Source organism: Treponema sp. OMZ 788, assembly GCF_024181245.1.
GTDB lineage: Bacteria > Spirochaetota > Spirochaetia > Treponematales > Treponemataceae > Treponema_B.
This window is the reverse complement of sequence record NZ_CP051199.1, coordinates 2,111,946-2,133,008: the sequence shown is the minus strand read 5'-3', so window position 1 is coordinate 2,133,008 and position 21,063 is coordinate 2,111,946. Positions and strand designations below refer to the sequence as shown.

The following is a 21,063-nucleotide window of genomic DNA, read 5'->3' as shown; positions in this document are numbered from 1 at the left end:
GAGAAACAAAATGATTGAATTGACAAAAGAAAATTTTGAACAAGAAGTTCATCAGTCAAAGGGTGTAACCTTTGTAGATTTTTGGTCGGACGGATGCGTCCCTTGTAAACAATTAATGCCTGATGTTCATGCAATGGCAGAACGCCATGCAGGAAAAGCTAAGTTTTGCTCATTCAATATTGACGGTGCAAGACGCGTTGCCATGAAAGAGCAGGTTTTAGGTCTTCCTACAATGCTCATCTATGTTGACGGCGAGAGAAAAGACAGCGTTACCGGAAGCGACTTAACCATCGATCAAATCGAAGAGATGGTAAAAAAATACATCTAATTTACTTCTAATCTTTTAAGCCGGAAAAAAGATAATAAATCTTTTGACGGTTTTTTGAAGATACGGTTTAATAAACCGTGGGCAGGTTCTTCCTGCCTCAACAAATTTTATCCTAGGAGGATGCTATGGTTGAATTGAAAACCAAAAAAGTCATCATCATTGGTGACCGAGACGGCGTTCCCGGGGAGGCTATTAAGCTCTGTGCAGAATCGGCAGGTGCTGAGGTTGTATATGCTGCAACCGAATGCTTTGTCTGAACAAGCGCAGGAGCAATGGACTTGGAAAACCAAAAGCGAGTCAAAGATTTAGCTGAAAAATACGGTCCTGAGAACGTAATCGTTCTTTTGGGCGGTGCAGAAGCCGAATCTTCAGGTTTAGCCTGCGAAACTGTTACAGTAGGCGACCCGACTTTTGCAGGTCCGTTGGCTGGAGTCTCGTTGGGACTCTTGTGCTATCACGTGGCAGAACCGGAAATTAAGAGCCAAATAGACCCTGCGGTCTATGAAGAGCAGGTAAGCATGATGGAAATGGTTATGGACGTCGATGCTATTATCGCGGAAATTTCGGAATACCGAAATAAAGGCTGCAAATTCCTGTAATGCCTTTCGGAGCTTATGCGTTTTAAACCATAGGCTTCTTTCGTGTTAGTCAGCGGTGCGGTTATACAAGAATGAAACCATTATTCAAGTGGTTCATTTTTGCAGCCCACCGCTTTTTTTCTTGGAGGTTAAGTGTGAAAAAGATATTTATATTTCTTTGCTTTTTTATTTTAAATTTTTTGTGTTTTGCTGATTTGAGAGATTATGTTTGCGTTGTAAGGCCTAACTACAAGGAAGATATTGTTGATTGTGTAAATGAAGCTGCAGATGCCCTAGAAGATATGGGTTATGCAGATTTTGCAGAAGTATTTAAGTTAAGAGTTGAAAAAGATAACTCATTCGGATCCGGTTTTATTTATATCTTTAACGGAAAAAGCTATGTTGTTACAAACAATCATGTTTGTGCATATGCCGACTCCGTTTCTATAGAAATGATGGATGCTGATGGTAAAACTATAAAAAAAGTTGAAAACTGTAAGATTATTGCAAGCAGTGCTGAAGATGATCTTGCTATTGCGGAAATTCCTGCAGATGCAGGTATAACGAAAGGATTAAGTCTTTATAAGGCTGATTTGCGTGAAGGTATAGATGTATGGTCTGCCGGTTATCCGGCTTTAGGCGGTAAACCGTCATGGCAATTAGGAAAAGGGACATTAACTAATAAAAAAATAAAATTTGATGATCCTCTTTATCCCAAGGATAGCTTTTTTTTACAGCATTCGGCTCCGATAGATGCCGGCAATTCCGGCGGTCCTCTTTTGGTGGTATCAAAAAATGCTTCAGAAGAATATGCAGTTATTGGCGTAAATAAGTCAAAAGCCCGCAGACGTGAAACGACAAACTTTGCAATTCCTTATTCTACTGTAAATTCATTTTTTAAATTGGGCTTTGCCGACTTAAACAGTGTCCAAAGCGAAAAAATGTTAAAAAATGCGGAAGCTGTCTTTTTAAAACAAGCTTCTTATCCGCAAGAAGCTCTTGCCGATGAAAAAGAAACTGAGGATAGACTAAAAAGGATCTACGCTCTTGCTTCGCTTATAAGCACTGACTATGCCAAAAAAAACGGATTGGGTATGCTAAAAGATGCCCTTCTCAGAGCTCCTACCTATGTGCGTGATACTATTATTGAAAGAATGATATTTTCCTTTCCTATTGATTCACTAAAATTTGCAATTGCGTATAACCTTGAAAGAGATATGAATGATTATAAAACCTTTTCTTCGGTAGAAAATAAGTCCGATTCACAAAATGCCGGAGGAAAATATATAGTATTTAAAAATAATAACTCAGATAAGTTATATTCATTGTGGATAATTGAAAATAAAAACTGGAAGATAGCTGATTTTTCACTAAATAATGAGCTTTCTGATGAGAAAGTTGCCGAGTCTTCTAAAAATAAACAGGAAAAGACTAAGATTAAAGAAAAAAAATCGAAAAAGTCTACAAACATGATTTTTGCATCTCCGTATAAAGCAATCGTTTTTTTTGAATACAACGGACTGCCTACACCATATGGCTTTTCGTCGGGCGGAACTATTGGTGCAATTTTCAATTATAGATTTTTTGGTTATGGAGCTATGATTAATGTAAATCAGCGCCCCATTACTACCAGAAAAAAAACAAATAGGTTTGATAGTGACGATATTTTTTCAACCAGCTTTAAAATTTTTGATGCAGTTTCATATTCAGTTTTAGCATTTATTGAACCCAATCTTCCTATTTCAGTAAATGACAAGGTTACTATAATGCCTTATATACAGGCAGGAGGAGGCTTTGGTTCTCCTTTTATCATGCCTGGCTTTTTTAGTTTTCATGCAAGACTTTCTTCAGGAGTTAGATTTATTTTTGATATACGAGGTAAAAAACTGATGCTTGGGGCGGCATACCTTGGAAGATATGCAAATATCGAAGATACACGCCTATTCTTAAATGGATTTGGCATAAGTGTAGGATATTCATTTTAAATTTTACGGAGGTTTTTATGATAAAATTTAAGCTAAACAAAAAATACATTTTGTTATGGTTGACTTTATCTTTGGTTCTCTTTTCTTCATGCTCCAGTGTGGGGGGCTATGTTAACGGAAAGACATTGAATAAAAAAGAATTCGGGCCGCCTGAAACTCATACACTGATGTTCGGGCATATGGATGTTGAAGAGGCCCCATTGCATTTACCGGTTAATAATACGGCTAAGGATTATCAGGAGTATGTTCAGATGAATCCTGAAAAAGAACCTTTGCTTTTTTTACCAATTTATTTTAAAGGTTCCGTTATGTCGTTTTATCCGATGGAGCAGGGAATAAGTTTAAGACTAATGTTTTCACACTATTCTATAATGAGGTTTTATGGAAATTATACACATACGAATGTTTACCAATTCTGGTCATTTTTAGGCTTGCCTGAATCAAGTACTCTGTGGTTTTCATGTAAAAAGCCGGGGCTCCAATATATAGGATCTTATATACGTACAAGATCGGGATATAAAAAGGATACGGCAAAAGATTCGCCTAAAAATGAACTTTCTGCGTTAGAGGAAATTAAAGAGTATTACAAAGGTACTTCTTGGGAAACAGTTATCGAAAACAGAATTAAGGAGCTTCAAAATGAAAAAAGCAAGTAGTATAATATTTATTTTTTTGTTAAGTGTTGCAGTTTTTGCACAAAACTATTCAAAACCTGGGCGAAATGAGGTTGTTTTAGTTTTTTCGGTAGATATTCGGCCGTCGGTTAATAGAGAATTTTTTAAACAATATCTTAGTATACCGTCCATGCCTCTATCCGATTTGATAATCAATGAGACAGGCAGACCCGTCAATAATGATCCCGGTGATTCAATATCTTTATATTGTGAAGGAGACGAGAAATTTGATAAACCTACTGCTGTAGCTGATGTTGAAGATCTTATTTCGGTAAAAGTTCCGGTTTCGAGATCCGGTGAGATAGCTTTAAATTTTTGCACATATAACTTTTTTTAAGGGCACTGCCTTTCGTTTCTTCTTACCTTTCGGTGTAAAGATAAAAGTACAGCCTGAGTTCAAATATTATTATTTGGGTCATCTGGAGTACAAACGAAGCGGAGGTATGAATTATGAAATTACCGATGTTAAAAAGCAAGATAACTATGCTGGAGTAGTACCCATAATAAAAAAGCGATACGGCAAGGATGCGGAGCTTGTCCGTGCTGCCATGACCGCCATTGATATTAAATAGTTTTACTATAATATTTAATTGAATAAAGCTGCACTGTGATTTTCACAATGCAGCTTTTTTTGTTTGTGATAACAATCAAAAATAATACGTGTTTTAAGCATAAAATTCATCAAAAGGATCTATAAAATCAAAGTTTACAAATCATAATATAATCTTCTTTATTTTCCTGAACAACTTCAAAACCTAGCTTTTTATACATCCGAACTGCATAGTTTATCTTTTGAACCGATAATGAAACTTGCTTATATTCTTTTTCTTTTAAAGTCAAAAGAATTTGTTTTATAAGTTCTGTTCCAATACCCATATTTCTATATTCCTTGAGAAGTGAAATTGAAAGGGATGGCGTTTTATCATCAACATGGCCGTAATCATTTATTATACGAGTCCATACCGCTCCTACCACCTTTCCTTCGACTTCTGCAACATAACAGAGATCATCCTTCTTACCAAAATCTGAAACATATATTTGTAAATCGGGATGTTTTATAATATCTTTGGATGGTGCTTGTACTCCTTCGGGAATAAAAATAGCTTCATATAAGAATGTATCCAAAAGTTTAATTTCATTTTGTTTTAATTCTCTTATTTTGTAATTCATGTCAGCCTCCGACTTAGGGTCTGATTTTTGTTTTTATAACTTGTCAAGATCTTTTTAACCAAAACCATATTCTTTTAGCCCAATTTTCCTGCGGTAAACTAAAAATTATAAATGACTATTTAGCCAACAAATCTTCTTGAAGTCTTTATTGTTATTATTATCGTTTCTATATGAATCTTTTGATGATGCTTCATAAATACCTAAAAACTGTTTTAGACTTGGTACACGAAACTTTATTCCGTCTAGTTGAATAAGTTCTATATCCGATTCATAAATACCTGCAAAATCATACAATGCATCAATTGTGCCGTATTCTACGCTCACTCCGGTTTTTTGAAATTCATGCTCATGAACATCTATTAAATTATATCCTAATTCTTTCATAACCGCCATTATTTTGTCCCAATTATAAATTCTAAGTTCGTCAGGAGCTTCCCATCCTCTTGGATCGCCCGGAACATGAATATCAATATCTGACGGCTCCCAATCTTCTTTTGATATAAATTCTAATCCTAAAGAACCCATTAGTGTAGGTGTGATTCCGGCTTTATTTAAATGTAAACAAATAGTCTTAAATTCATCAAATAAAAAACTCATTTCTCCTCCATAAATTCTAAATTGTCGGTTTTTACGATTGTAGTTATGCAAGCACAAAAAATCAGGTTTATTTAAGCAATGATAGACGGAAAGTAAAAAAGCTGCACGGTGCTTTTTCACAATGCAGCTTTTTGTTTGTTCTTATTTTTTCTTCAACCTTACCTTAGGTTCGCTTGCGATTCCGAATTTGGGGAAGATTCTGTCTATTCCGAAGAGGGTAAACAATAAAATAGTTGCAACCGAAATATGGGCCATAAAGTTATACTGTATTATCTGGGTTTGGCTGAATTGGTAAAGAGGATATACCGTGCCTGCGATACCGATAAAAAAGCTTAAATAAACATGCCAAGGAATCAGCTGTGAGCCGAAGATGCCGAGGGCAGAGGAGAAGGTTGCGTTTCTCAATTTTAAAGAATAAAGGTCTTTTTCGTCTCCTTCTACATTTTCTTCCGTAATGTCTCTGATTATCGGGCCTACCGTAACTATTTGAGCCATCTCGTCGGCAAGGGCTGCGTTTCCTAACAAAGAGATGATGCCGTTCCAGAACATTAGCTGTCTTACGTTTCGGGAAAGTTTTACGGCAAGGTTTGAAAGGGGCCTGAAGGCATCCATCTTCGACATTATGCCGCCGAAGGCTGCAACCCACATCATCATTATGATAACCCATGAGCCGGCTCCCACAAAGCCGTTATACACTATGTCAAAAAAGGCGAGGAGGCCTGAGACTGTTCCTGCAAAGCGTCCTAAGATAAAGCATGAAACTATACCTGCTCCCAAGCAAAGGAGGGTAGAGTAGCCTTTTAAGGCAATTCCTATAACCAGGATGAGAGGTATTACCATGTAAGCCGGAACTCCGTGCTGTACCTGATGAAGGAGGTCGACTGCAACAGGTTTTTCTTCAGCCAGCTTTTCCCAAACGTCTTGGGGAATAGCCTCGATTGCTTTTTGCGGGCTTACGGCATCTCCGGGGAGGCTCAAGCCTGCAATCAAAAATAGGCCGCCTGCAAGCACCAAACACATTAAAGACCAAAGCCCCTGATTTTTTCATACGGTGGGTAACCTCAACCCTGTGAATACCTGAGCTTACGACTGTTGTGTCCGAGATAAGACCGAGGTTATCGCCGAAGCAGGAGCCGCCTGCAATGGCTGCAATGCTTAAAACCATGTTTCCGCTTAAAATATGGGTCATCCACAAGAAAATCGGGGCACAGGCGGCGAAGGTTCCCCATGATGTTCCTGTAGCAACCGACAATACTGACGAAACCAAAAAGGCAACAAGGGCTACGGTTCTTGCCGATATACCTATGTTTAGGCTCAAGGTAATAATCGAGGCTCCGACCCCTGTAGACATAAAGGCATCTGCCATGGCATAGGCAAACATGAGGATAAAGAAAACCAACTGCATTTCTTTAACATTGTCTACGGCAGAGTTTAAGATATCGTTGAATTTGAATTTTTCGGTTATCATAGCAACGATGGAGGCATAGATTACGGCAATAGGGGCTATGATTAAAATGTCCAGTTTAAATCCCAAAGCAGTCGAAAATGACTCAATATTCGAAATCATCATCAAGCCTGCAAGCAATAAGACCGGAGTGAGCTTAAAAAAAGCGCGCATAAAGTCTCCTTTTATGTGAAATAAGGGTGTCAGTCTATCACATTAGTAAAAAAAAGTGTATAGGTTGAGTTAAAAGATATGGGGTTCCGTCTTAGGTTTAAAGACGGTTGAAAAGATAAGTTGTAAAAATATCTTCCTCTAAATTAAGGAGGCAGGAAATGACGGATATACGGAAAATCCCTATAGGTATTCAAAGTTTTGAAGATTTAAGAGTAAAAAATTTTTTGTATGTAGATAAGACCTCATACGTTGCTCAGCTTGCTTCTTTAAATAATTTGCGGGATATCAGTATGCTCCCCGAATACGATGCCGTCTGAGGTATCACCCAAAAAGAAATGGAAGAAGTTTTTCGGCCTGAAATAATTTAACTTGGCAAGGCTCAAAATTTGACCGAGCCTGAGACCCTCACAAAGCTAAAACAAAAATACGGCGGCTATCATTTTTCAGAAAGCTTTGTAAATGTGTATAATCCGTTCAGTCTTTTAGAAAATGCCGAAATGGATGAGCATGCCTTACAAGACTATCGCCCGGATATGAATAACCCTGTTCCTATTTTGTTCCAATCGGGTTATCTTGCATTAAAAGAATATGACAAGGAATTTCAGCTTTACAAATTAGGTTTTCCGAATGACGAGGTAAAATACGGCTTTTTAGATAATCTTGTGCCGGCCTTACTTACAGCCTTGCCTCAAAAGAAAATATGCAGATGAGAGAAAGAGATTACCAGATAGCCTTTTATATCATCTTTAGCCTCATGGGGCAGTTTGTTCAAACTGAGATTGTAAGTTCAAAGGGAATGGCTGACTGTTTGGTGCACACGGATGATACAGTCTACATCTTTGAGTTTAAGCTTATGAGTTCCGGCACACCCAAAGAAGCTATCCAACAAATAAAAGAAAAAGGATATGCTGAGCCCTACAAGACGAGCGGTAAAAAGATAGTTCTCATCGGTGCGGTTTTTGGCGACGGCATTGATGAAGAAACCTCCGGTACTTGGGAATCTTGCAATTTATAGACTCGTTTTTATAATAAACAAACCAATTTTCCTATTGACATTTTTTCTTCTTTATGGTATAAAAAACGCTGATATTGAAATGATGATTTAAGGCCGAAAAAAGGGCTTTAAATCGGTATTCTTTAGAAGTTTTGCATTGCCGTAAAGCCTTTTAGGCAGGCGGATGCCGTCCTTATTTAAGCAAATTAAGGAAAGAAATCTTTAAAACTTCGCAGGATGCCAAACCAGTCATCGGAGTTACGGTTTAAAGGTGATCAGGTGGGTCCGAATGCTGTCCGAAAACCTATGGGCGGTGGATAAAAAGCGTTTTTCTTTCTATAAAAGATATAGAAAATGCTTAAATCTTATCTGATTTTAATCACTGTCTTATGTTTCTCCGGTTTGTTTCTTTGTTAAGCTTGTTTTTCGGTTACGAAAGACCGGTTGACTTTTTAATCTCGTCATTTTTAATGCGGGAAATATTAGACTTGCCTACGTCTTTTAGGAGGATCTCATGGCAAAGGAAAAATTTAACAGAACGAAAGTTCACATGAATGTTGGTACCATCGGTCACGTTGACCATGGTAAGACCACTCTTTCGGCAGCGATCACTACGTATTGTGCAAAGAAGTACGGTGATAAGCTTCTAAAATATGACGAGATCGACAATGCTCCGGAAGAAAAAAGCGCGCGGTATCACTATCAATACCCGACACTTGGAATATCAGTCCGATAAGAGACACTATGCACACATCGACTGCCCCGGCCACGCTGACTATGTTAAGAACATGATCACAGGCGCTGCCCAGATGGACGGCGGTGTTCTCGTAGTTTCCGCTCCGGACTCGGTTATGCCTCAAACAAAAGAGCACTTGCTTCTTGCTCGACAGGTAGGTGTACCCTCAATTATCGTCTTCCTTAATAAGGTTGACCTTGTTGATGATCCCGAACTTGTAGAATTGGTAGAAGAAGAAGTTAGAGAGACCTTGACCTCTTACGGTTTCCCTGAAGATACTCCCATTATTAAGGGTTCTGCTTTTAAAGCTCTTCAGGAAGGCGCTCCTGCCGAAGATACAGCCTGTATCGAAGAATTGCTCCAGACAATGGACAGCTACTTCCAGGATCCTGTTCGAGATGCCGAAAAACCCTTCCTTCTCCCCATTGAAGACATCTTCACAATTCAGGGTCGAGGAACAGTTGTTACAGGAAGAATCGAACGCGGTGTTATCAAGATGAACGAAGAAGTTGAAATCGTCGGTATCCGCCCCACAAAGAAGACTGTTGTTACGGGTATCGAAATGTTCAACAAGCTTCTTGATCAGGGAGAAGCCGGAGACAACGTAGGTCTTCTCTTGAGAGGTATTGAAAAGAAGGAAGTTGAACGCGGACAGGTTCTCGCTAAGCCCGGTTCAATCCATCCTCACACCAAATTTGAAGCTCAGATTTATGTTCTTTCAAAAGAGGAAGGCGGACGGCACAGTCCTTTCTTCTCAGGTTACAGACCTCAGTTCTATTTCAGAACAACCGATATCACAGGAACTGTAAACCTTCCTGAAGGAACAGACATGGTTAAGCCCGGCGATAATACAAAGATTATCGGTGAACTTATTCACCCCATAGCTATGGATCAAGGTCTTAAACTCGCTATTCGCGAAGGCGGACGAACTATTGCTTCGGGTCAGGTAACTGAAGTTATCGAATAAATGATGCAAAAAACGGTGCTTGTATTTTGCAAGTGCCGTTTGCATCTCTTCGGAGGGAATGATGACAAAGGAAAAGATTCGCGTAAAGCTTCGCGGATTCGATGTAGAATTGGTTGATCAGAGTTCAAAGGCTATTGTACAGGCTGTTCAAAAAGCAGGTGCAAAGGTTTGCGGTCCTATCCCGCTTCCCACTCGGATTAACAAGTTTACAGTGCTTCGCTCACCCCACGTAAATAAAAAAATCACGTGAGCAGTTTGAAATGCGAACGCACAAAAGGTTAATCGATATTATCGAACCTTCGGCAGAAGTTATGAACGCCTTATTGGCATTGGAACTTTCAGCCGGTGTTGATGTAGAAATTAAACAATAAGATTTAATCAAATGGTAGACGGCCTTTAATCAGGGGTGCGTACCTTAGGAGAAATTAAATGATTGGACTGATTGGAAAAAAAATCGGCATGACCCAAATCTTCAATGAAGTCGGTCACCTTATGCCGGTTACAGTTATTCAGGTAGAACCCAATACCGTTGTTGCACTAAAGGACAAGGAAAAGTTCGGATACTCTTCAGTAGTGCTCGGCTTGGGTGAACTCAAAGAAAAGCACACCAGTAAACCCTATGCAGGACAGTTCAGCGGAGACATTAAGCCTTTAAAACTTTTAAAGGAATTCCGTGATTTTGACAAAGAAGTTGCAGTAGGTGATAAGCTTGGTGTAGAGGTTTTTGAAAAGGTTCCGTATTTAGACATTACGGCAATTTCAAAAGGTAAAGGTTTTCAGGGTGTTATGAAGCGATGGGGCTATGGAGGCGGTAGAGCAAGCCATGGTTCTAAGTTTCACCGTGAAGCAGGTTCGACGGGACACTGTACAACTCCGGGTCGTTCTTTTAAAAATACGACAATGCCCGGAAGAATGGGTTTTGACAAGGTTACCGTTCAAAATTTGCAAATCGTAAAGATTGATCCTGAATTAGGTGTTATAATGGTTCGCGGTTCTGTTCCGGGTAAAAAGGATGCAACTGTATTCTTAAAATCCGCAGTAAAGCGGGCTAAATAAGGACGGTAGAAGACATGGAAAAGAAAGTCTATTCAGTCGATGGTAAAGAATTGAGGACAATTAATCTTGATGACAAGGTGTTCGGTCTTCCCGTAAATGATGATGTTATTTACTACGCCATCAATAATGAACTAGCCAATAAACGAGTCGGAACGGCTTGTACAAAGGGCAGAGCTGAGGTTCACGGTTCAAATTCCAAGCCTTACAGCCAAAAAGGTACAGGACGTGCACGACGCGGTGATAAAAAATCCCCTCTTTTAGTCGGAGGAGGAACTATTTTTGGACCTAAACCGAGAGATTTCAGCTATTCTATGCCTAAAAAGGCAAAAAGATTGGCTATGAAGTCAATTTTGAGCCTTAAAGCTCAGAACGACAGGTTAGTGGTTGTCGAAGATTTTACGGTAGAAAGCGGTAAAACACGCGACCTTGTAAAGATTTTAAATAACTTTGCAAAGGGCGAGCGCACTGTTATAATTCTAAAGGATGATGATTCTTTGGTAAAAAGAGCAGGACGCAATATTCCGCATCTTTCATTCTTGGCATATAACCGCCTTCGAGCCCATGATTTATTCTACGGCCGAAAAGTTATCATGCTTGAATCTGCCGCAAAAAATCTTTCCGATTTTTACGGATGTAAGGAGGCCGAATAATAATGGAATACAATGATATACTTATCGCGCCTGTTCTTACCGAAAAAAGCACAGAACTTCGCGAGCAGGGCAAATATGTTTTCAAAGTAGCGCCGAAGGCTACCAAGATTCAGATAAAGGAAGCAGTACGAAGATTGTTCAATGTAAAAGTTACCGATTGTACTGTTGTTAATGTTCGAGGAAAGACTAAGCGTCTCCGCTACAAGGAAGGTAAAACTTCATCTTGGAAAAAGGCAACCGTAAAACTTGCTAAGGGCGAGACGATTAAGATTTTTGAAGGTGCGTAAGCCTTAATGTGCTTATGCTAAGGGGATAGCAAAATGGCTCTAAAAGAATATAAGCCGATGACGCCCGGATTGCGCGGACGAATTGATTTGCGAAAAGATGAAATTACAGCTCAAAAGCCTGAAAAGTCATTGACTACAGGCAAAAAGAACAGAGCCGGTCGCGATTCAAGAGGACGCATTTCAGTTCGAGGCCAAGGCGGCGGACATAAACAGAAATACCGACAAATCGATTTTAAGCGAAACAAATATGGTATTCCGGGCACTGTAAGGACAATCGAGTATGATCCTAACCGCAGTGCAAATATTGCATTGATTTTTTACGCTGACGGAGAAAAGAGATATATCATCGCTCCCAAGGGTTTAAGAATCGGTCAAAAAGTTATGAGCGGCGAAATGGCTACATTGGATGTTGCAAATGCTCTTCCTTTGGAAGCAATTCCCGTCGGCTTTACCGTGCACAATATTGAGCTTACAATCGGAAGAGGCGGACAAATGGCGCGTTCGGCTGGTGCCGGCGCATTGGTTGCTGCAAAAGAAGGCGAATATGTTACCATAAAGTTGCCTTCCGGAGAAACTCGCTTGGTAAACAAAAAATGTTATGCAACAATAGGCGAAGTCGGCAATGAAGATCATATGAATACAAGTCTTGGCAAAGCCGGTCGATCAAGATGGCTTGGAATTAAACCCACCGTTCGCGGTATGGCTATGAACCCGATTGATCACCCCCTCGGAGGCGGTGAAGGACGAGGAAAGGGAAGACATCCCGTAACTCCTTGGGGACAGCCTTGTAAGGGTTATAAGACCCGCAAGAAGCGCAATCCTTCGGATAGCTTCATTGTCTCAAGACGAAAGAAGAAGAAGTAGGGGGTTGCAGAAGTGTCAAGATCAGTTAAAAAGGGACCTTTTATTGCAAAGAGTCTTTTTAAGAACGTAAACGAGATGAACAGATCGGGCAAAAAGAAGCCGATTAAGACTTATTCCCGCTGTTCTACAATTATACCTGAAATGGTTGGTAACACTATTTCGGTTCATAACGGCAAGACGTGGATTCCGGTTTATATCACCGAGAATCTTGTTGGACATAAACTTGGAGAGTTTGCTCCTACGCGCACATTCCGCAAACATGCAAACTCTGACAAGAAGGTTGGAAGATAGGTGAATGAAGATGACTGAAAGAACAGGATATCGAGCAACAACTAAATTTCTTATTGCATCACCTACCAAGGTAAGACCGGTAGCTAATGTTGTAAAAAACAAGCCCTATCCGGAAGCAATGGCTATTTTAGAAAATATGCCTCAAAAGGGAGCCGTCTTAATTTCTCAGACAATGAAATCGGCTGCCTCAAATGCTCTTTACAAAAATAAGCAGCTTGATGAAGACATGCTCTTTGTTAAGGAAATTATGATTGACGAAGGGCCTAGGCTAAAAAGAATTTGGTGTCGCGGCAAGGGCCGTGCAGACATGCTCTTAAAGCGCATGTGTCATATCACAGTTGTCGTTGACGAGAGAGCAGGAGAGTAGATATGGGACAGAAAGTAAACCCTACAGGATTAAGACTTGGTATAAACAAAACTTGGTCGTCTCGCTGGTATGCAGGCCCCCGAAATTATGCCGACTTGCTGCTTGAGGATTTAAAAATTCGAGCTATGATTCAGGAAATCCCTGAATGCAAAAATGCCGACATTGCCGAAGTTGAAATCATCCGTCATCCCCAGAGGATCACGATTATGATTCATACTGCTAGGCCCGGCGTTATAATCGGTGTAAAAGGTGCCAATATCGAAAATATCGGAGCTGTTATACAGAAAAAGCTCGGCAAAAAAGTGCAAATTAAGATTAAGGAAGTAAAGAGAGCCGAATTGAGGGCTTCTTTAGTTGCTCAAAATGTTGCACGCCAGCTTGCCGGAAGAGCTTCTTTCCGAAAGGTATTAAAGCAGGCTTGTTTTAATACAATGAGGTCCGGTGCCCAAGGTATAAAGGTTAGAATTTCAGGACGCTTAGGCGGTGCTGAAATGTCGCGAACCGAAGAAATGAAAGAAGGACGAGTTCCTCTTCACACACTTCGGGCAGATATAGACTACGGTTTTGCTGAAGCCGACACAACCTATGGAAAAATAGGTGTTAAGGTATGGCTTTACAGCGGAATGATGTTTGGCGGAGAACAAAAAGAAGATGCAGGCGCCTTGCTTAAAAAGCAAAGAAGACCCCGATCTGAAAAAACCGCTCAAGCAGGGAGGCAATAATTATGGCATTCAGTCCCAAACGTGTAAAACATAGAAAGGTTCAGCGCGGTAGAATCAAGGGCGAAGCTACACGATGCAACAACATCGATTTCGGCGAATACGCCTTAGTTTCTCTCGAGCCTTTTTTGCTTACAAACAGACAAATTGAAGCTGCCCGTGTTGCTTTAAATCGTAAGATTAAGCGAGGCGGAAAATTGTGGATTCGAGTTTTTCCGGATAAACCCTATTCAAAGAAACCCGCTGAAGTTCGAATGGGCGGCGGAAAAGGTGCACCTGAGTACTGGGTAGCGGTTGTAAAACCCGGAACTATTATTTTTGAATTAGCCGGCGTTGATAAGAATTTGGCCGAACAGGCTATGACCTTGGCAGGAAGCAAACTTCCCTTTAAAACAAGGTTTGCCGAGCAGATTCAGGCCGACTAAGGAGCGTTTAAAATGAAAAAGAAGTCAAAGTACAGAGAAATGTCGTATAAGGAACTTGTTTCAAAACGCAATGATCTAAAGCAAAAATACATGGATTTGAGATTTCAAGCTGTGGTAGGCCATTTGGACAACCCGCTTGAAAAGAGAATTATGCGTCGTGAAATAGCGATGTTAAACACCTTTATCCGCCAAAAAGAATTGGCAGGCGAAGGTGCAAATTAGGAGCTTAACCCGTGGAAACAACAGAAAACATGAAAAAAATCGGGAAGCGCGAGTTTGTCGGAATAGTAACAAGCGACAAGATGGAAAAAACCATCGTTGTTGAGGTCCGAACCAAAAAGCTTCATAAGCTTTACAAAAAATATGTATCGAGCAGTAAAAAATACAAGGCTCACGATGAAGAGAACACAGCTCACATCGGCGATACGGTAAGAATTGTAGAGCATAAGCCTATCAGTAAGGATAAGGCTTGGATGCTTACTGAAGTTATTGAGCGGGCTAAGTAAGGCAAGGAGTTAAGGTAAATGATACAGGTTGAAACAAGATTAAACGTTGCCGATAACTCAGGCGCTAAACTCGTCGAATGTATTAAGGTTATCGGCGGATCAAAACGCAGATACGCAGGTATTGGGGATATAATTGTTGTGGCAGTTAAAGAAGCCTTGCCCACATCGGTTATTAAAAAGGGTGCGGTACAAAAAGCCGTTATTGTGCGTGTTTCAAAAGAATACCGCCGTCCCGACGGAACTTATATCAGATTTGATGATAACGCTTGCGTAATCATTGATGATAATAAAAACCCCAAGGGAAAACGTATTTTCGGCCCTGTAGCGAGAGAGCTTCGTGATCATGATTACATGAAGATAATTTCTCTTGCTCCGGAAGTTCTTTAAGGAGAGTTTATGGCAGGAAAGATGAAAATTCACCGCAATGATAGTGTTGAAATCATTGCAGGTAAGGAAAGGGGCAAGCGGGGCGAAGTCGTAAAAGTTTTGCAGGAAGATAACAAGGTTATCGTCGGCGGACTTAATATGATAAAAAAAGCCATGCGCAAAAGAAGCCAGCAGGATCAGGGCGGAATTGTAGAAATTGAAGCTCCGATATCTGCATCCAATGTTATGATTATATGCAAAAAATGCGGCAAAACCCGAATTGCATACGAAATAAAGGACGGCAAAAAAATAAGAGTTTGCCGTAAGTGTGGAGAAACGTTATAATGAGTAATTACGTACCTCGGCTTAAGAAAGTCTATACAGAACAAATCATGCCCGAGCTTCAGAAGGAATTTAACTACAGTTCTGTTATGCAAATTCCTCGGCTTAAAAAAGTCGTAGTAAGCATGGGTGTTGGTGTAGCTCTCACGAATAGGAAACTACTTGATGCTGCAGTAACTGACCTTGAGATAATCACCGGTCAAAAAGCTGTGAAAACAAAGGCAAGAAAGAGTATAGCAAACTTTAAACTTCGTGAGGGAAATGAGATTGGGGCAATGGTAACACTACGCGGTGCCAGAATGTATGAATTCTTAGACCGCTTTATCAATGTTGCTTTGCCGCGTGTTAAGGATTTCCGCGGAGTTAACCCGAACGGTTTTGACGGTCGCGGAAACTATTCAGTGGGTATTACCGAGCAGATCATCTTCCCCGAAATCGACTTCGATAAGATCGAACGCATTTCAGGATTGAATGTGAACGTAGTAACTTCTGCCGAGACTGATCAAGAGGCAAGATCGCTTCTTGCAAAGTTTGGTATGCCCTTTAGGAAGTAAGAGAGGATTTCATGGCTACAGTTGCAAAAATTAATCAAGCTAACAGAAAAGCGAAGTATCCGACACGACAGTATAACAGATGCAAGGTTTGCGGACGACCCAGAGGTTATTTGCGAAAATTCAAGATGTGCCGTGTTTGTTTTAGAAAATTAGCAAGCGAAGGGCAAATCCCCGGCGTTACAAAGTCAAGTTGGTAGGAGGTAGATAATGAGTGTTTCAGATCCAATAGCAGACATGCTCACTAAAATTAGAAATGCTGCTTCCGCCGGTCACGAATCGGTTGATGTTCCTTCTTCAAAAATGAAATGGGAAATTATCAGTATTCTTAAATCGGAAGGGTATATTAAAAACTTTAAAAAGATGACCCAGGAAGGGGCCAGCAGTATCCGTGTGTTCTTAAAATACGATGATAAAGAATCTTCGGTTATTCACGGAATTGAAAGAGTTTCAACACCCGGCCGCCGAGTATATTTAGGTTATAAGAGCTTACCGAGAGTTTTTAACGGGTACGGTACTCTTATTGTATCGACTTCAAAAGGTATCATTACCGGAAAAGCCGCCGGCGAAAACCAAGTAGGCGGCGAGCTTATTTGCAAGGTTTGGTAGGAGGCGCAATATGTCAAGAGTTGGAAAAATGCCTGTTGCTATTCCTGCAGGTGTAAAAGTGAATGTTGCAAACGGTACTTTTACCGTTGAAGGACCTAAGGGAAAACTTTCGCAAAGCTATCATACCGAAGCTGTTGACTTTAAGGTCGAGGCTGATCATGTTCTTGTAACAAGGAAAAATGATTCCCTTCAGACAAGGGCTTATCACGGTTTATATCGAAGCCTTCTTAACAACATGGTAACAGGTGTAAGCACAGGCTTTACAAAAACATTGGTAATCAATGGTGTAGGTTATAGAGCTGAAGTTCAAGGCAAGCTCCTTGTAATGGCCCTAGGTTATTCAAACGATTTTTCGGTCATTATTCCTGAAGGAATTGAGGTAAAGGTTGACCAGTTAAAGGTTATCATTTCCGGATCTTCAAAAGAAGCGGTTGGACAATTTGCTTCTCAGGTACGAAAGTTGAGAGGCCCTGAACCCTATAAGGGCAAGGGAATTCGTTACGAAGACGAAATCATCAAGCGAAAAGTCGGTAAGTCCGGTGTAAAGTAAGGGTAGTATTATGGACAAAAAACGTAATGATAAAGATAGAAAAAGATTTAAGCGAAAGATGCACATTCGAAAGTCTATTTTCGGTACTGCAGAACGCCCGCGCATGACCGTTTTCCGAAGCAATAAACGCATTTCGGTTCAGGTTATTGACGATGTAGAGGGCAAGACATTGGCTGCCGTTTCTACAATGGAAGAAGATCTTCGATCGCTTAAGGTTAATGTTGAATCTGGGGCAAAGGTCGGTGAAGAAATCGGCAAGCGCCTCAAGGAAAAAAATATTGACACTGTTGTTTTTGACAGGAACGGATATCTTTACCACGGTGTTGTAAAGGCCGTTGCCGATGGTGCAAGAAAAACAGGAATTAAGTTTTAGGAGAGGTTATGAGTCATCAAAAAGAATCAAAACGGGATAACCAGCATACCGATAAAGAATATGTTGAAAAGCTTGTTAAATTGAACCGAACAGCCAAGGTTGTAAAGGGCGGACGCAGGTTCTCCTTTTCTGCACTTACTGTTGTCGGCGATCAAAAAGGACGAGTCGGATACGGTTTCGGTAAGGCAAATGATGTAAGCGATGCTATCCGAAAGAGTATCGAAAAGGCAAAGGCCAATATGGTAACCTTTCCGCTTAAAAACGGCACAATTCCTCATGAGGTTCAAGGAAAGTTCAAGGGCTCCGAGGTCCTTTTACGCCCTGCTTGTTCCGGTACGGGAATTATCGCAGGCGGTACAATCCGTGCTATTATGGAAGCTGCCGGTGCTACCGACTTGCTTTCTAAGTCTTTGGGATCAAGCTCCGCTGTAAACGTAGTTAAGGCAACATTTGATGCTGCAAGTCTTTTGATGGACGGCAAAAAAATTGCTAAAAACCGCGGAAAAACCCTTTTGGATGTATGGGGGTAAGTAAATGGCAAAGAGAATTAGTGTAAAATTAGTAAAAAGTACAATCGGTCAAAAGCAGCCGGTTTGTTCGACTATCCGCTCTTTGGGATTAAAAAAGCTTAATTCCACAGTTGAGCATGATGCAAATCCTGCCGTTTTAGGTATGGTAAAACGCGTTGCTCACTTGGTTGAAGTTAAGGAGTTAAACTAATGTCCGAATTTAATTTAACTGTTCCTGCAGGAGCAACTCATAAAAAGAAGATTGTAGGCCGAGGTTCTTCTTCCGGTTGGGGTAAAACTTCCGGAAAGGGACATAAGGGTCAGCAAGCCCGTTCAGGCGGTAAGGTTTATGCCGGCTTTGAAGGCGGTCAGATGCCCTTGTACCGACGCGTTGCAAAAAAAGGATTTTCAAACTATCCTTTTAAAAAGGAATTCTATGTTGTAAACCTTACCATGCTCGAAACAAAGTACAGCGATGGTGAAACCGTCAACAAAGAGTCCTTGATGCAAAAAGGCCTTCTCCGCAAAGGTTCTCTTTATGTTAAAGTTTTGGGAACAGGAGATATAACAAAAAAATTGACGGTTGATGTAGATAAGATTTCGGCATCAGCCAAGGAAAAAATAGAAAAGGCAGGCGGAACAATAGTTCAGTCTGAAGCATAAAAGGCGGTAAAAAATGGCTAATAATGTAGTTGCAAATATGTTCAAAATAAAGGATTTACGAAACCGTATTCTTTTTACGATCATAGTTTTAGCAGTTTTCCGCTTAGGCTCGGTACTCACCATCCCCGGTATCGATCCTCGGGCTCTTACAATGTATTTCCGGCAAGGTCAGGGAAATGCTTTTGCAGATCACATGGACTTCTTTGTTGGAGGAGCGTTTTCGAACTTTTCGGTATTTATGCTCGGTGTAATGCCCTATATTTCGACTCAGATATTGATGCAGCTTGCCATGATTATTTTCCCGCGCCTTAAAAAAAATAGCGGAAGAAGACGGAGGACGCAAAAAGATTCAAGTTTGGACAAGAATCATTACAGTTTTTGTTGCTCTTCTTCAATCTTCCGCTGTCGGTACATGGGCCAGAGCGATTCCGGGTGCCGTTGTAATTTCAAGTCCTGTTTTGCACTTGTTTATTACGATGGTTACGGTAACGACAGGTACCATGATTACCGTTTGGATGGGTGAGCAGATTACTGCAAGAGGTATCGGAAACGGTATTTCGATGCTGATTTTTGCAGGTATTGTTGCCCGCCTTCCTCAGGCTGTTTGGGAGTTGATCAAGCTTGTAAGCAATAACGAATTGAACCTTGTGTTCGTAATTATTGCTTTTGCAATGTTTGTCGGAATCATAGCCTTGGTTGTTTACGAACAGCAAGGTCAGCGCAAAATACCGGTTCATTATGCAAAGCGCGTTATCGGCCGAAAAATGTATGGCGGACAGAATACCTATATTCCGTTTAAGATTAACCCCTCAGGTGTTATTCCCATCATTTTTGCTTCGTCATTTTTAACCTTCCCCCTCATGCTTTCACAGATGTGGGGACCGAATGTGTCTTGGCTTGCTGCAGTTGCAAGATTTTTGCGTGCAGACGGTTGGGGCTATAACATTCTATATGTTGTTTTGATTGTTTTCTTTGCTTACTTTTATACACAGGTTGCACTTAACCCCACGGAAATAGCAAAACAAATAAGGGAAAACGGCGGATCGATTCCGGGAATCAGAACCGACAAAACTGAAGAATATTTACAGAAGATTTTAAACAGGTTAATATTGCCCGGTTCGCTTTATTTGGCTGCAATTGCAGTACTTCCTACTGTAATTCAGTGGGCGTTTAGTTTCCCCAGAAATATTTCGATGTTGATGGGCGGAACTTCACTGCTTATTTTGGTTGGTGTTGACTTGGACACAATGAGCCAAGTTGAAGCATTGCTTAAAATGCACCATCATGACGGCTTGCTTAAAAAAGGCAAGATTAGATCAAGGAACCTATAGAATTTTTTTTAAGAATGATATAAAATACGTTCTTTAAAGGAGTGGATATGAAGGTTAGAACAAGTGTAAAGCCTATTTGTGATAAATGCAAGGTTATTAAGCGCAACGGAATAGTACGGATAATCTGTACAAATCCTAAGCATAAACAAAGACAAGGTTAACGGAGGACACTGGATAATGGCTCGTATTGCGGGAGTTGACCTCCCTAATAAACATGTTAATGTTTCATTAACGTACATTTATGGAATTTCGACTTCATCGGCAAACAAAATTTGTGAAGCAACAAAGGTTGATCCGATGAAAAAAATGAATGATTTGGATGAAGCCGAGTTAGCTGCAATCCGTGAGTTGATTGACAGAGAATACAAGGTAGAAGGCCGCCTTCGAACTGAAGTGGCTTTAAATATTAAGCGTCTTCAGGATATCGGATGCTACCGCGGTCAAAGACACAGAAAGGGTCTTCCGGTACGCGGGCAGAGAACTAGGACAAATGCCAGAACACGCAAGGGTAAGAAGAAGACCGTTGCCGGTAAGAAGAAATAATCGTGGTTGGAGGTAATTAAAACATGGCTACTGTAAAGAAAAGAAAAGAAAAGAAAAGCATATATGAAGGCAATGTTTATATTCAAGCAACCTTTAATAACACAATTATTACGATAACCGACTTAAAGGGAAATGTTCTTTCATGGGCATCTTCAGGCGGCTTAGGCTTTGCCGGTGCCAAAAAATCGACACCCTTTGCGGCTCAGACCGTTGCAGAAGCAGCTGTTCAAAAGTGCCAGCCCTACGGCTTGCATGAGGTTCATGTTTTTGTAAAAGGTCCCGGAGTTGGACGCGAATCGGCTATCAGAACGCTTGGAACAATGGGATTAAAGGTTCGCTCAATCAGCGATGTAACTCCCATTCCGCACAACGGCTGCCGTCCCAAGAAGACGCGCCGAATATAAGGAGACGCGA

General features: G+C 40.6%; 36 protein-coding genes and 3 pseudogenes. 35 read left to right on the top strand and 4 right to left on the bottom strand.

Translation table 11 applies throughout. The annotated features are described in order from the left end of the window. Window positions 1–10: 10 nt before the first annotated feature. From E4O00_RS10650 to E4O00_RS14005, 6 genes are all read left to right on the top strand, one after another. A complete protein-coding gene (locus E4O00_RS10650; protein ID WP_253677344.1) occupies window positions 11–328 on the top strand; it encodes a thioredoxin TrxA in 318 nt (105 codons plus the stop codon). Window positions 329–453: 125 nt separating this feature from the next. Beyond that, window positions 454–927, top strand: a complete 474-nt coding sequence (gene grdA, locus E4O00_RS10645; RefSeq protein ID WP_253677343.1) for a glycine/sarcosine/betaine reductase complex selenoprotein A — start codon at window positions 454–456, stop codon at window positions 925–927. A gap of 134 nt (window positions 928–1,061) precedes the next feature. Beyond that, on the top strand, window positions 1,062–2,891 hold the full coding sequence (locus tag E4O00_RS10640) for a S1 family peptidase (protein WP_253677342.1): 1,830 nt from the start codon (window positions 1,062–1,064) through the stop codon (window positions 2,889–2,891). Window positions 2,892–2,908: 17 nt separating this feature from the next. Next, on the top strand, window positions 2,909–3,547 hold the full coding sequence (locus tag E4O00_RS10635) for a hypothetical protein (protein ID WP_253677341.1): 639 nt from the start codon (window positions 2,909–2,911) through the stop codon (window positions 3,545–3,547). Next, a complete protein-coding gene (locus tag E4O00_RS10630) occupies window positions 3,531–3,902 on the top strand; it encodes a hypothetical protein (RefSeq protein ID WP_253677340.1) in 372 nt (123 codons plus the stop codon). Before E4O00_RS10635 ends, E4O00_RS10630 begins: the two co-directional genes overlap by 17 nt. A gap of 106 nt (window positions 3,903–4,008) precedes the next feature. Then, complete coding sequence (locus tag E4O00_RS14005) at window positions 4,009–4,137, top strand: hypothetical protein (RefSeq protein ID WP_256483910.1); 129 nt, start codon at window positions 4,009–4,011, stop codon at window positions 4,135–4,137. A 127-nt stretch (window positions 4,138–4,264) separates the two neighbouring features. Here the strand turns inward: E4O00_RS14005 and E4O00_RS10625 are convergent, their stop codons facing one another. The 4 genes from E4O00_RS10625 to E4O00_RS10610 form a co-directional block, all read right to left on the bottom strand. Next, on the bottom strand, window positions 4,265–4,735 hold the full coding sequence (locus E4O00_RS10625; RefSeq protein ID WP_253677339.1) for a GNAT family N-acetyltransferase: 471 nt from the start codon (window positions 4,733–4,735) through the stop codon (window positions 4,265–4,267). 105 nt (window positions 4,736–4,840) lie between these two features. After that, the gene (locus E4O00_RS10620; RefSeq protein ID WP_253677338.1) at window positions 4,841–5,332 is read right to left on the bottom strand and encodes a hypothetical protein; all 492 of its coding nucleotides are present in this window, start codon (window positions 5,330–5,332) and stop codon (window positions 4,841–4,843) included. Window positions 5,333–5,473: 141 nt separating this feature from the next. Beyond that, window positions 5,474–6,322, bottom strand: a complete 849-nt coding sequence (locus E4O00_RS10615) for a Na+/H+ antiporter NhaC family protein (RefSeq protein ID WP_253677337.1) — start codon at window positions 6,320–6,322, stop codon at window positions 5,474–5,476. Further along, on the bottom strand, window positions 6,231–6,950 hold the full coding sequence (locus E4O00_RS10610) for a Na+/H+ antiporter NhaC family protein (RefSeq protein WP_253677336.1): 720 nt from the start codon (window positions 6,948–6,950) through the stop codon (window positions 6,231–6,233). The genes E4O00_RS10615 and E4O00_RS10610 overlap by 92 nt, the downstream gene beginning before the upstream one ends. Before the next feature lie 158 nt (window positions 6,951–7,108). Between E4O00_RS10610 and E4O00_RS10605 the strand changes: the two genes are divergently transcribed. The 29 genes and pseudogenes from E4O00_RS10605 to rpsK all read left to right on the top strand — a co-directional run bounded on the left by E4O00_RS10605 (window position 7,109) and on the right by rpsK (window position 21,053). Beyond that, a complete protein-coding gene (locus E4O00_RS10605) occupies window positions 7,109–7,267 on the top strand; it encodes an AAA family ATPase (RefSeq protein ID WP_253677335.1) in 159 nt (52 codons plus the stop codon). Window positions 7,268–7,336: 69 nt separating this feature from the next. Beyond that, window positions 7,337–7,660: a hypothetical protein gene (locus tag E4O00_RS10600; RefSeq protein WP_253677334.1), complete on the top strand. Its 324-nt coding sequence runs from the start codon at window positions 7,337–7,339 to the stop codon at window positions 7,658–7,660. Then, on the top strand, window positions 7,657–7,965 hold the full coding sequence (locus E4O00_RS10595) for a PD-(D/E)XK nuclease domain-containing protein (protein WP_253677333.1): 309 nt from the start codon (window positions 7,657–7,659) through the stop codon (window positions 7,963–7,965). The genes E4O00_RS10600 and E4O00_RS10595 overlap by 4 nt, the downstream gene beginning before the upstream one ends. Before the next feature lie 493 nt (window positions 7,966–8,458). Continuing rightward, a pseudogene (gene tuf, locus E4O00_RS10590) lies at window positions 8,459–9,647 on the top strand (elongation factor Tu). Window positions 9,648–9,708: 61 nt separating this feature from the next. Beyond that, window positions 9,709–10,018 (top strand): annotated as a pseudogene (gene rpsJ / locus E4O00_RS10585) (30S ribosomal protein S10). Window positions 10,019–10,076: 58 nt separating this feature from the next. Next, window positions 10,077–10,703, top strand: coding sequence for a 50S ribosomal protein L3 (rplC, locus tag E4O00_RS10580; RefSeq protein ID WP_253677332.1), 627 nt, complete (start codon window positions 10,077–10,079; stop codon window positions 10,701–10,703). A gap of 14 nt (window positions 10,704–10,717) precedes the next feature. Continuing rightward, a complete protein-coding gene (rplD, locus tag E4O00_RS10575) occupies window positions 10,718–11,353 on the top strand; it encodes a 50S ribosomal protein L4 (RefSeq protein WP_253677331.1) in 636 nt (211 codons plus the stop codon). A 2-nt stretch (window positions 11,354–11,355) separates the two neighbouring features. Beyond that, window positions 11,356–11,640, top strand: coding sequence for a 50S ribosomal protein L23 (locus tag E4O00_RS10570; protein WP_002672216.1), 285 nt, complete (start codon window positions 11,356–11,358; stop codon window positions 11,638–11,640). 33 nt (window positions 11,641–11,673) lie between these two features. Further along, a complete protein-coding gene (rplB, locus tag E4O00_RS10565; protein WP_253677330.1) occupies window positions 11,674–12,504 on the top strand; it encodes a 50S ribosomal protein L2 in 831 nt (276 codons plus the stop codon). A 12-nt stretch (window positions 12,505–12,516) separates the two neighbouring features. Then, a complete protein-coding gene (gene rpsS, locus E4O00_RS10560) occupies window positions 12,517–12,795 on the top strand; it encodes a 30S ribosomal protein S19 (RefSeq protein WP_253677329.1) in 279 nt (92 codons plus the stop codon). 4 nt (window positions 12,796–12,799) lie between these two features. Next, complete coding sequence (rplV, locus tag E4O00_RS10555; protein WP_253677328.1) at window positions 12,800–13,162, top strand: 50S ribosomal protein L22; 363 nt, start codon at window positions 12,800–12,802, stop codon at window positions 13,160–13,162. A gap of 2 nt (window positions 13,163–13,164) precedes the next feature. Then, complete coding sequence (gene rpsC / locus E4O00_RS10550; protein WP_253677327.1) at window positions 13,165–13,884, top strand: 30S ribosomal protein S3; 720 nt, start codon at window positions 13,165–13,167, stop codon at window positions 13,882–13,884. A 2-nt stretch (window positions 13,885–13,886) separates the two neighbouring features. Next, window positions 13,887–14,306 carry a 50S ribosomal protein L16 gene (gene rplP, locus E4O00_RS10545; protein ID WP_253677326.1) on the top strand — a complete coding sequence of 140 codons (420 nt, stop codon included), beginning with the start codon at window positions 13,887–13,889 and terminating at the stop codon, window positions 14,304–14,306. Window positions 14,307–14,318: 12 nt separating this feature from the next. Continuing rightward, on the top strand, window positions 14,319–14,528 hold the full coding sequence (rpmC, locus tag E4O00_RS10540) for a 50S ribosomal protein L29 (RefSeq protein WP_253677325.1): 210 nt from the start codon (window positions 14,319–14,321) through the stop codon (window positions 14,526–14,528). 11 nt (window positions 14,529–14,539) lie between these two features. Further along, window positions 14,540–14,812: a 30S ribosomal protein S17 gene (gene rpsQ / locus E4O00_RS10535; RefSeq protein ID WP_253677324.1), complete on the top strand. Its 273-nt coding sequence runs from the start codon at window positions 14,540–14,542 to the stop codon at window positions 14,810–14,812. Window positions 14,813–14,830: 18 nt separating this feature from the next. Beyond that, window positions 14,831–15,199, top strand: a complete 369-nt coding sequence (gene rplN, locus E4O00_RS10530; RefSeq protein WP_253677323.1) for a 50S ribosomal protein L14 — start codon at window positions 14,831–14,833, stop codon at window positions 15,197–15,199. Between the two features lie 9 nt (window positions 15,200–15,208). After that, window positions 15,209–15,523, top strand: coding sequence for a 50S ribosomal protein L24 (rplX, locus tag E4O00_RS10525; RefSeq protein WP_253677322.1), 315 nt, complete (start codon window positions 15,209–15,211; stop codon window positions 15,521–15,523). Then, window positions 15,523–16,074: a 50S ribosomal protein L5 gene (gene rplE, locus E4O00_RS10520; RefSeq protein WP_253677321.1), complete on the top strand. Its 552-nt coding sequence runs from the start codon at window positions 15,523–15,525 to the stop codon at window positions 16,072–16,074. The genes rplX and rplE overlap by 1 nt, the downstream gene beginning before the upstream one ends. An 11-nt stretch (window positions 16,075–16,085) precedes the next feature. Next, entirely contained in the window at window positions 16,086–16,271 is a 186-nt protein-coding gene (locus tag E4O00_RS10515) for a type Z 30S ribosomal protein S14 (RefSeq protein WP_002670020.1), read from the top strand. Between the two features lie 10 nt (window positions 16,272–16,281). Continuing rightward, a complete protein-coding gene (rpsH, locus tag E4O00_RS10510; protein ID WP_253677320.1) occupies window positions 16,282–16,680 on the top strand; it encodes a 30S ribosomal protein S8 in 399 nt (132 codons plus the stop codon). Window positions 16,681–16,690: 10 nt separating this feature from the next. Continuing rightward, window positions 16,691–17,230, top strand: coding sequence for a 50S ribosomal protein L6 (rplF, locus tag E4O00_RS10505; RefSeq protein WP_253677319.1), 540 nt, complete (start codon window positions 16,691–16,693; stop codon window positions 17,228–17,230). A 10-nt stretch (window positions 17,231–17,240) separates the two neighbouring features. Next, the gene (rplR, locus tag E4O00_RS10500; protein WP_253677318.1) at window positions 17,241–17,603 is read left to right on the top strand and encodes a 50S ribosomal protein L18; all 363 of its coding nucleotides are present in this window, start codon (window positions 17,241–17,243) and stop codon (window positions 17,601–17,603) included. An 8-nt stretch (window positions 17,604–17,611) separates the two neighbouring features. Further along, complete coding sequence (rpsE, locus tag E4O00_RS10495) at window positions 17,612–18,133, top strand: 30S ribosomal protein S5 (protein WP_253677317.1); 522 nt, start codon at window positions 17,612–17,614, stop codon at window positions 18,131–18,133. A 4-nt stretch (window positions 18,134–18,137) separates the two neighbouring features. Continuing rightward, window positions 18,138–18,323, top strand: coding sequence for a 50S ribosomal protein L30 (gene rpmD / locus E4O00_RS10490; protein ID WP_002670028.1), 186 nt, complete (start codon window positions 18,138–18,140; stop codon window positions 18,321–18,323). After that, window positions 18,323–18,775, top strand: coding sequence for a 50S ribosomal protein L15 (gene rplO / locus E4O00_RS10485; RefSeq protein WP_253677316.1), 453 nt, complete (start codon window positions 18,323–18,325; stop codon window positions 18,773–18,775). Before rpmD ends, rplO begins: the two co-directional genes overlap by 1 nt. 13 nt (window positions 18,776–18,788) lie before the next feature. Further along, window positions 18,789–20,106: pseudogene (gene secY / locus E4O00_RS10480) on the top strand (preprotein translocase subunit SecY). 47 nt (window positions 20,107–20,153) lie between these two features. Beyond that, the gene (gene rpmJ / locus E4O00_RS10475) at window positions 20,154–20,267 is read left to right on the top strand and encodes a 50S ribosomal protein L36 (RefSeq protein WP_002672206.1); all 114 of its coding nucleotides are present in this window, start codon (window positions 20,154–20,156) and stop codon (window positions 20,265–20,267) included. Between the two features lie 16 nt (window positions 20,268–20,283). Beyond that, window positions 20,284–20,649, top strand: a complete 366-nt coding sequence (gene rpsM, locus E4O00_RS10470; protein WP_253677315.1) for a 30S ribosomal protein S13 — start codon at window positions 20,284–20,286, stop codon at window positions 20,647–20,649. Window positions 20,650–20,672: 23 nt separating this feature from the next. After that, window positions 20,673–21,053: a 30S ribosomal protein S11 gene (rpsK, locus tag E4O00_RS10465; protein WP_253677314.1), complete on the top strand. Its 381-nt coding sequence runs from the start codon at window positions 20,673–20,675 to the stop codon at window positions 21,051–21,053. The last annotated feature ends 10 nt before the right edge of the window (window positions 21,054–21,063 follow it).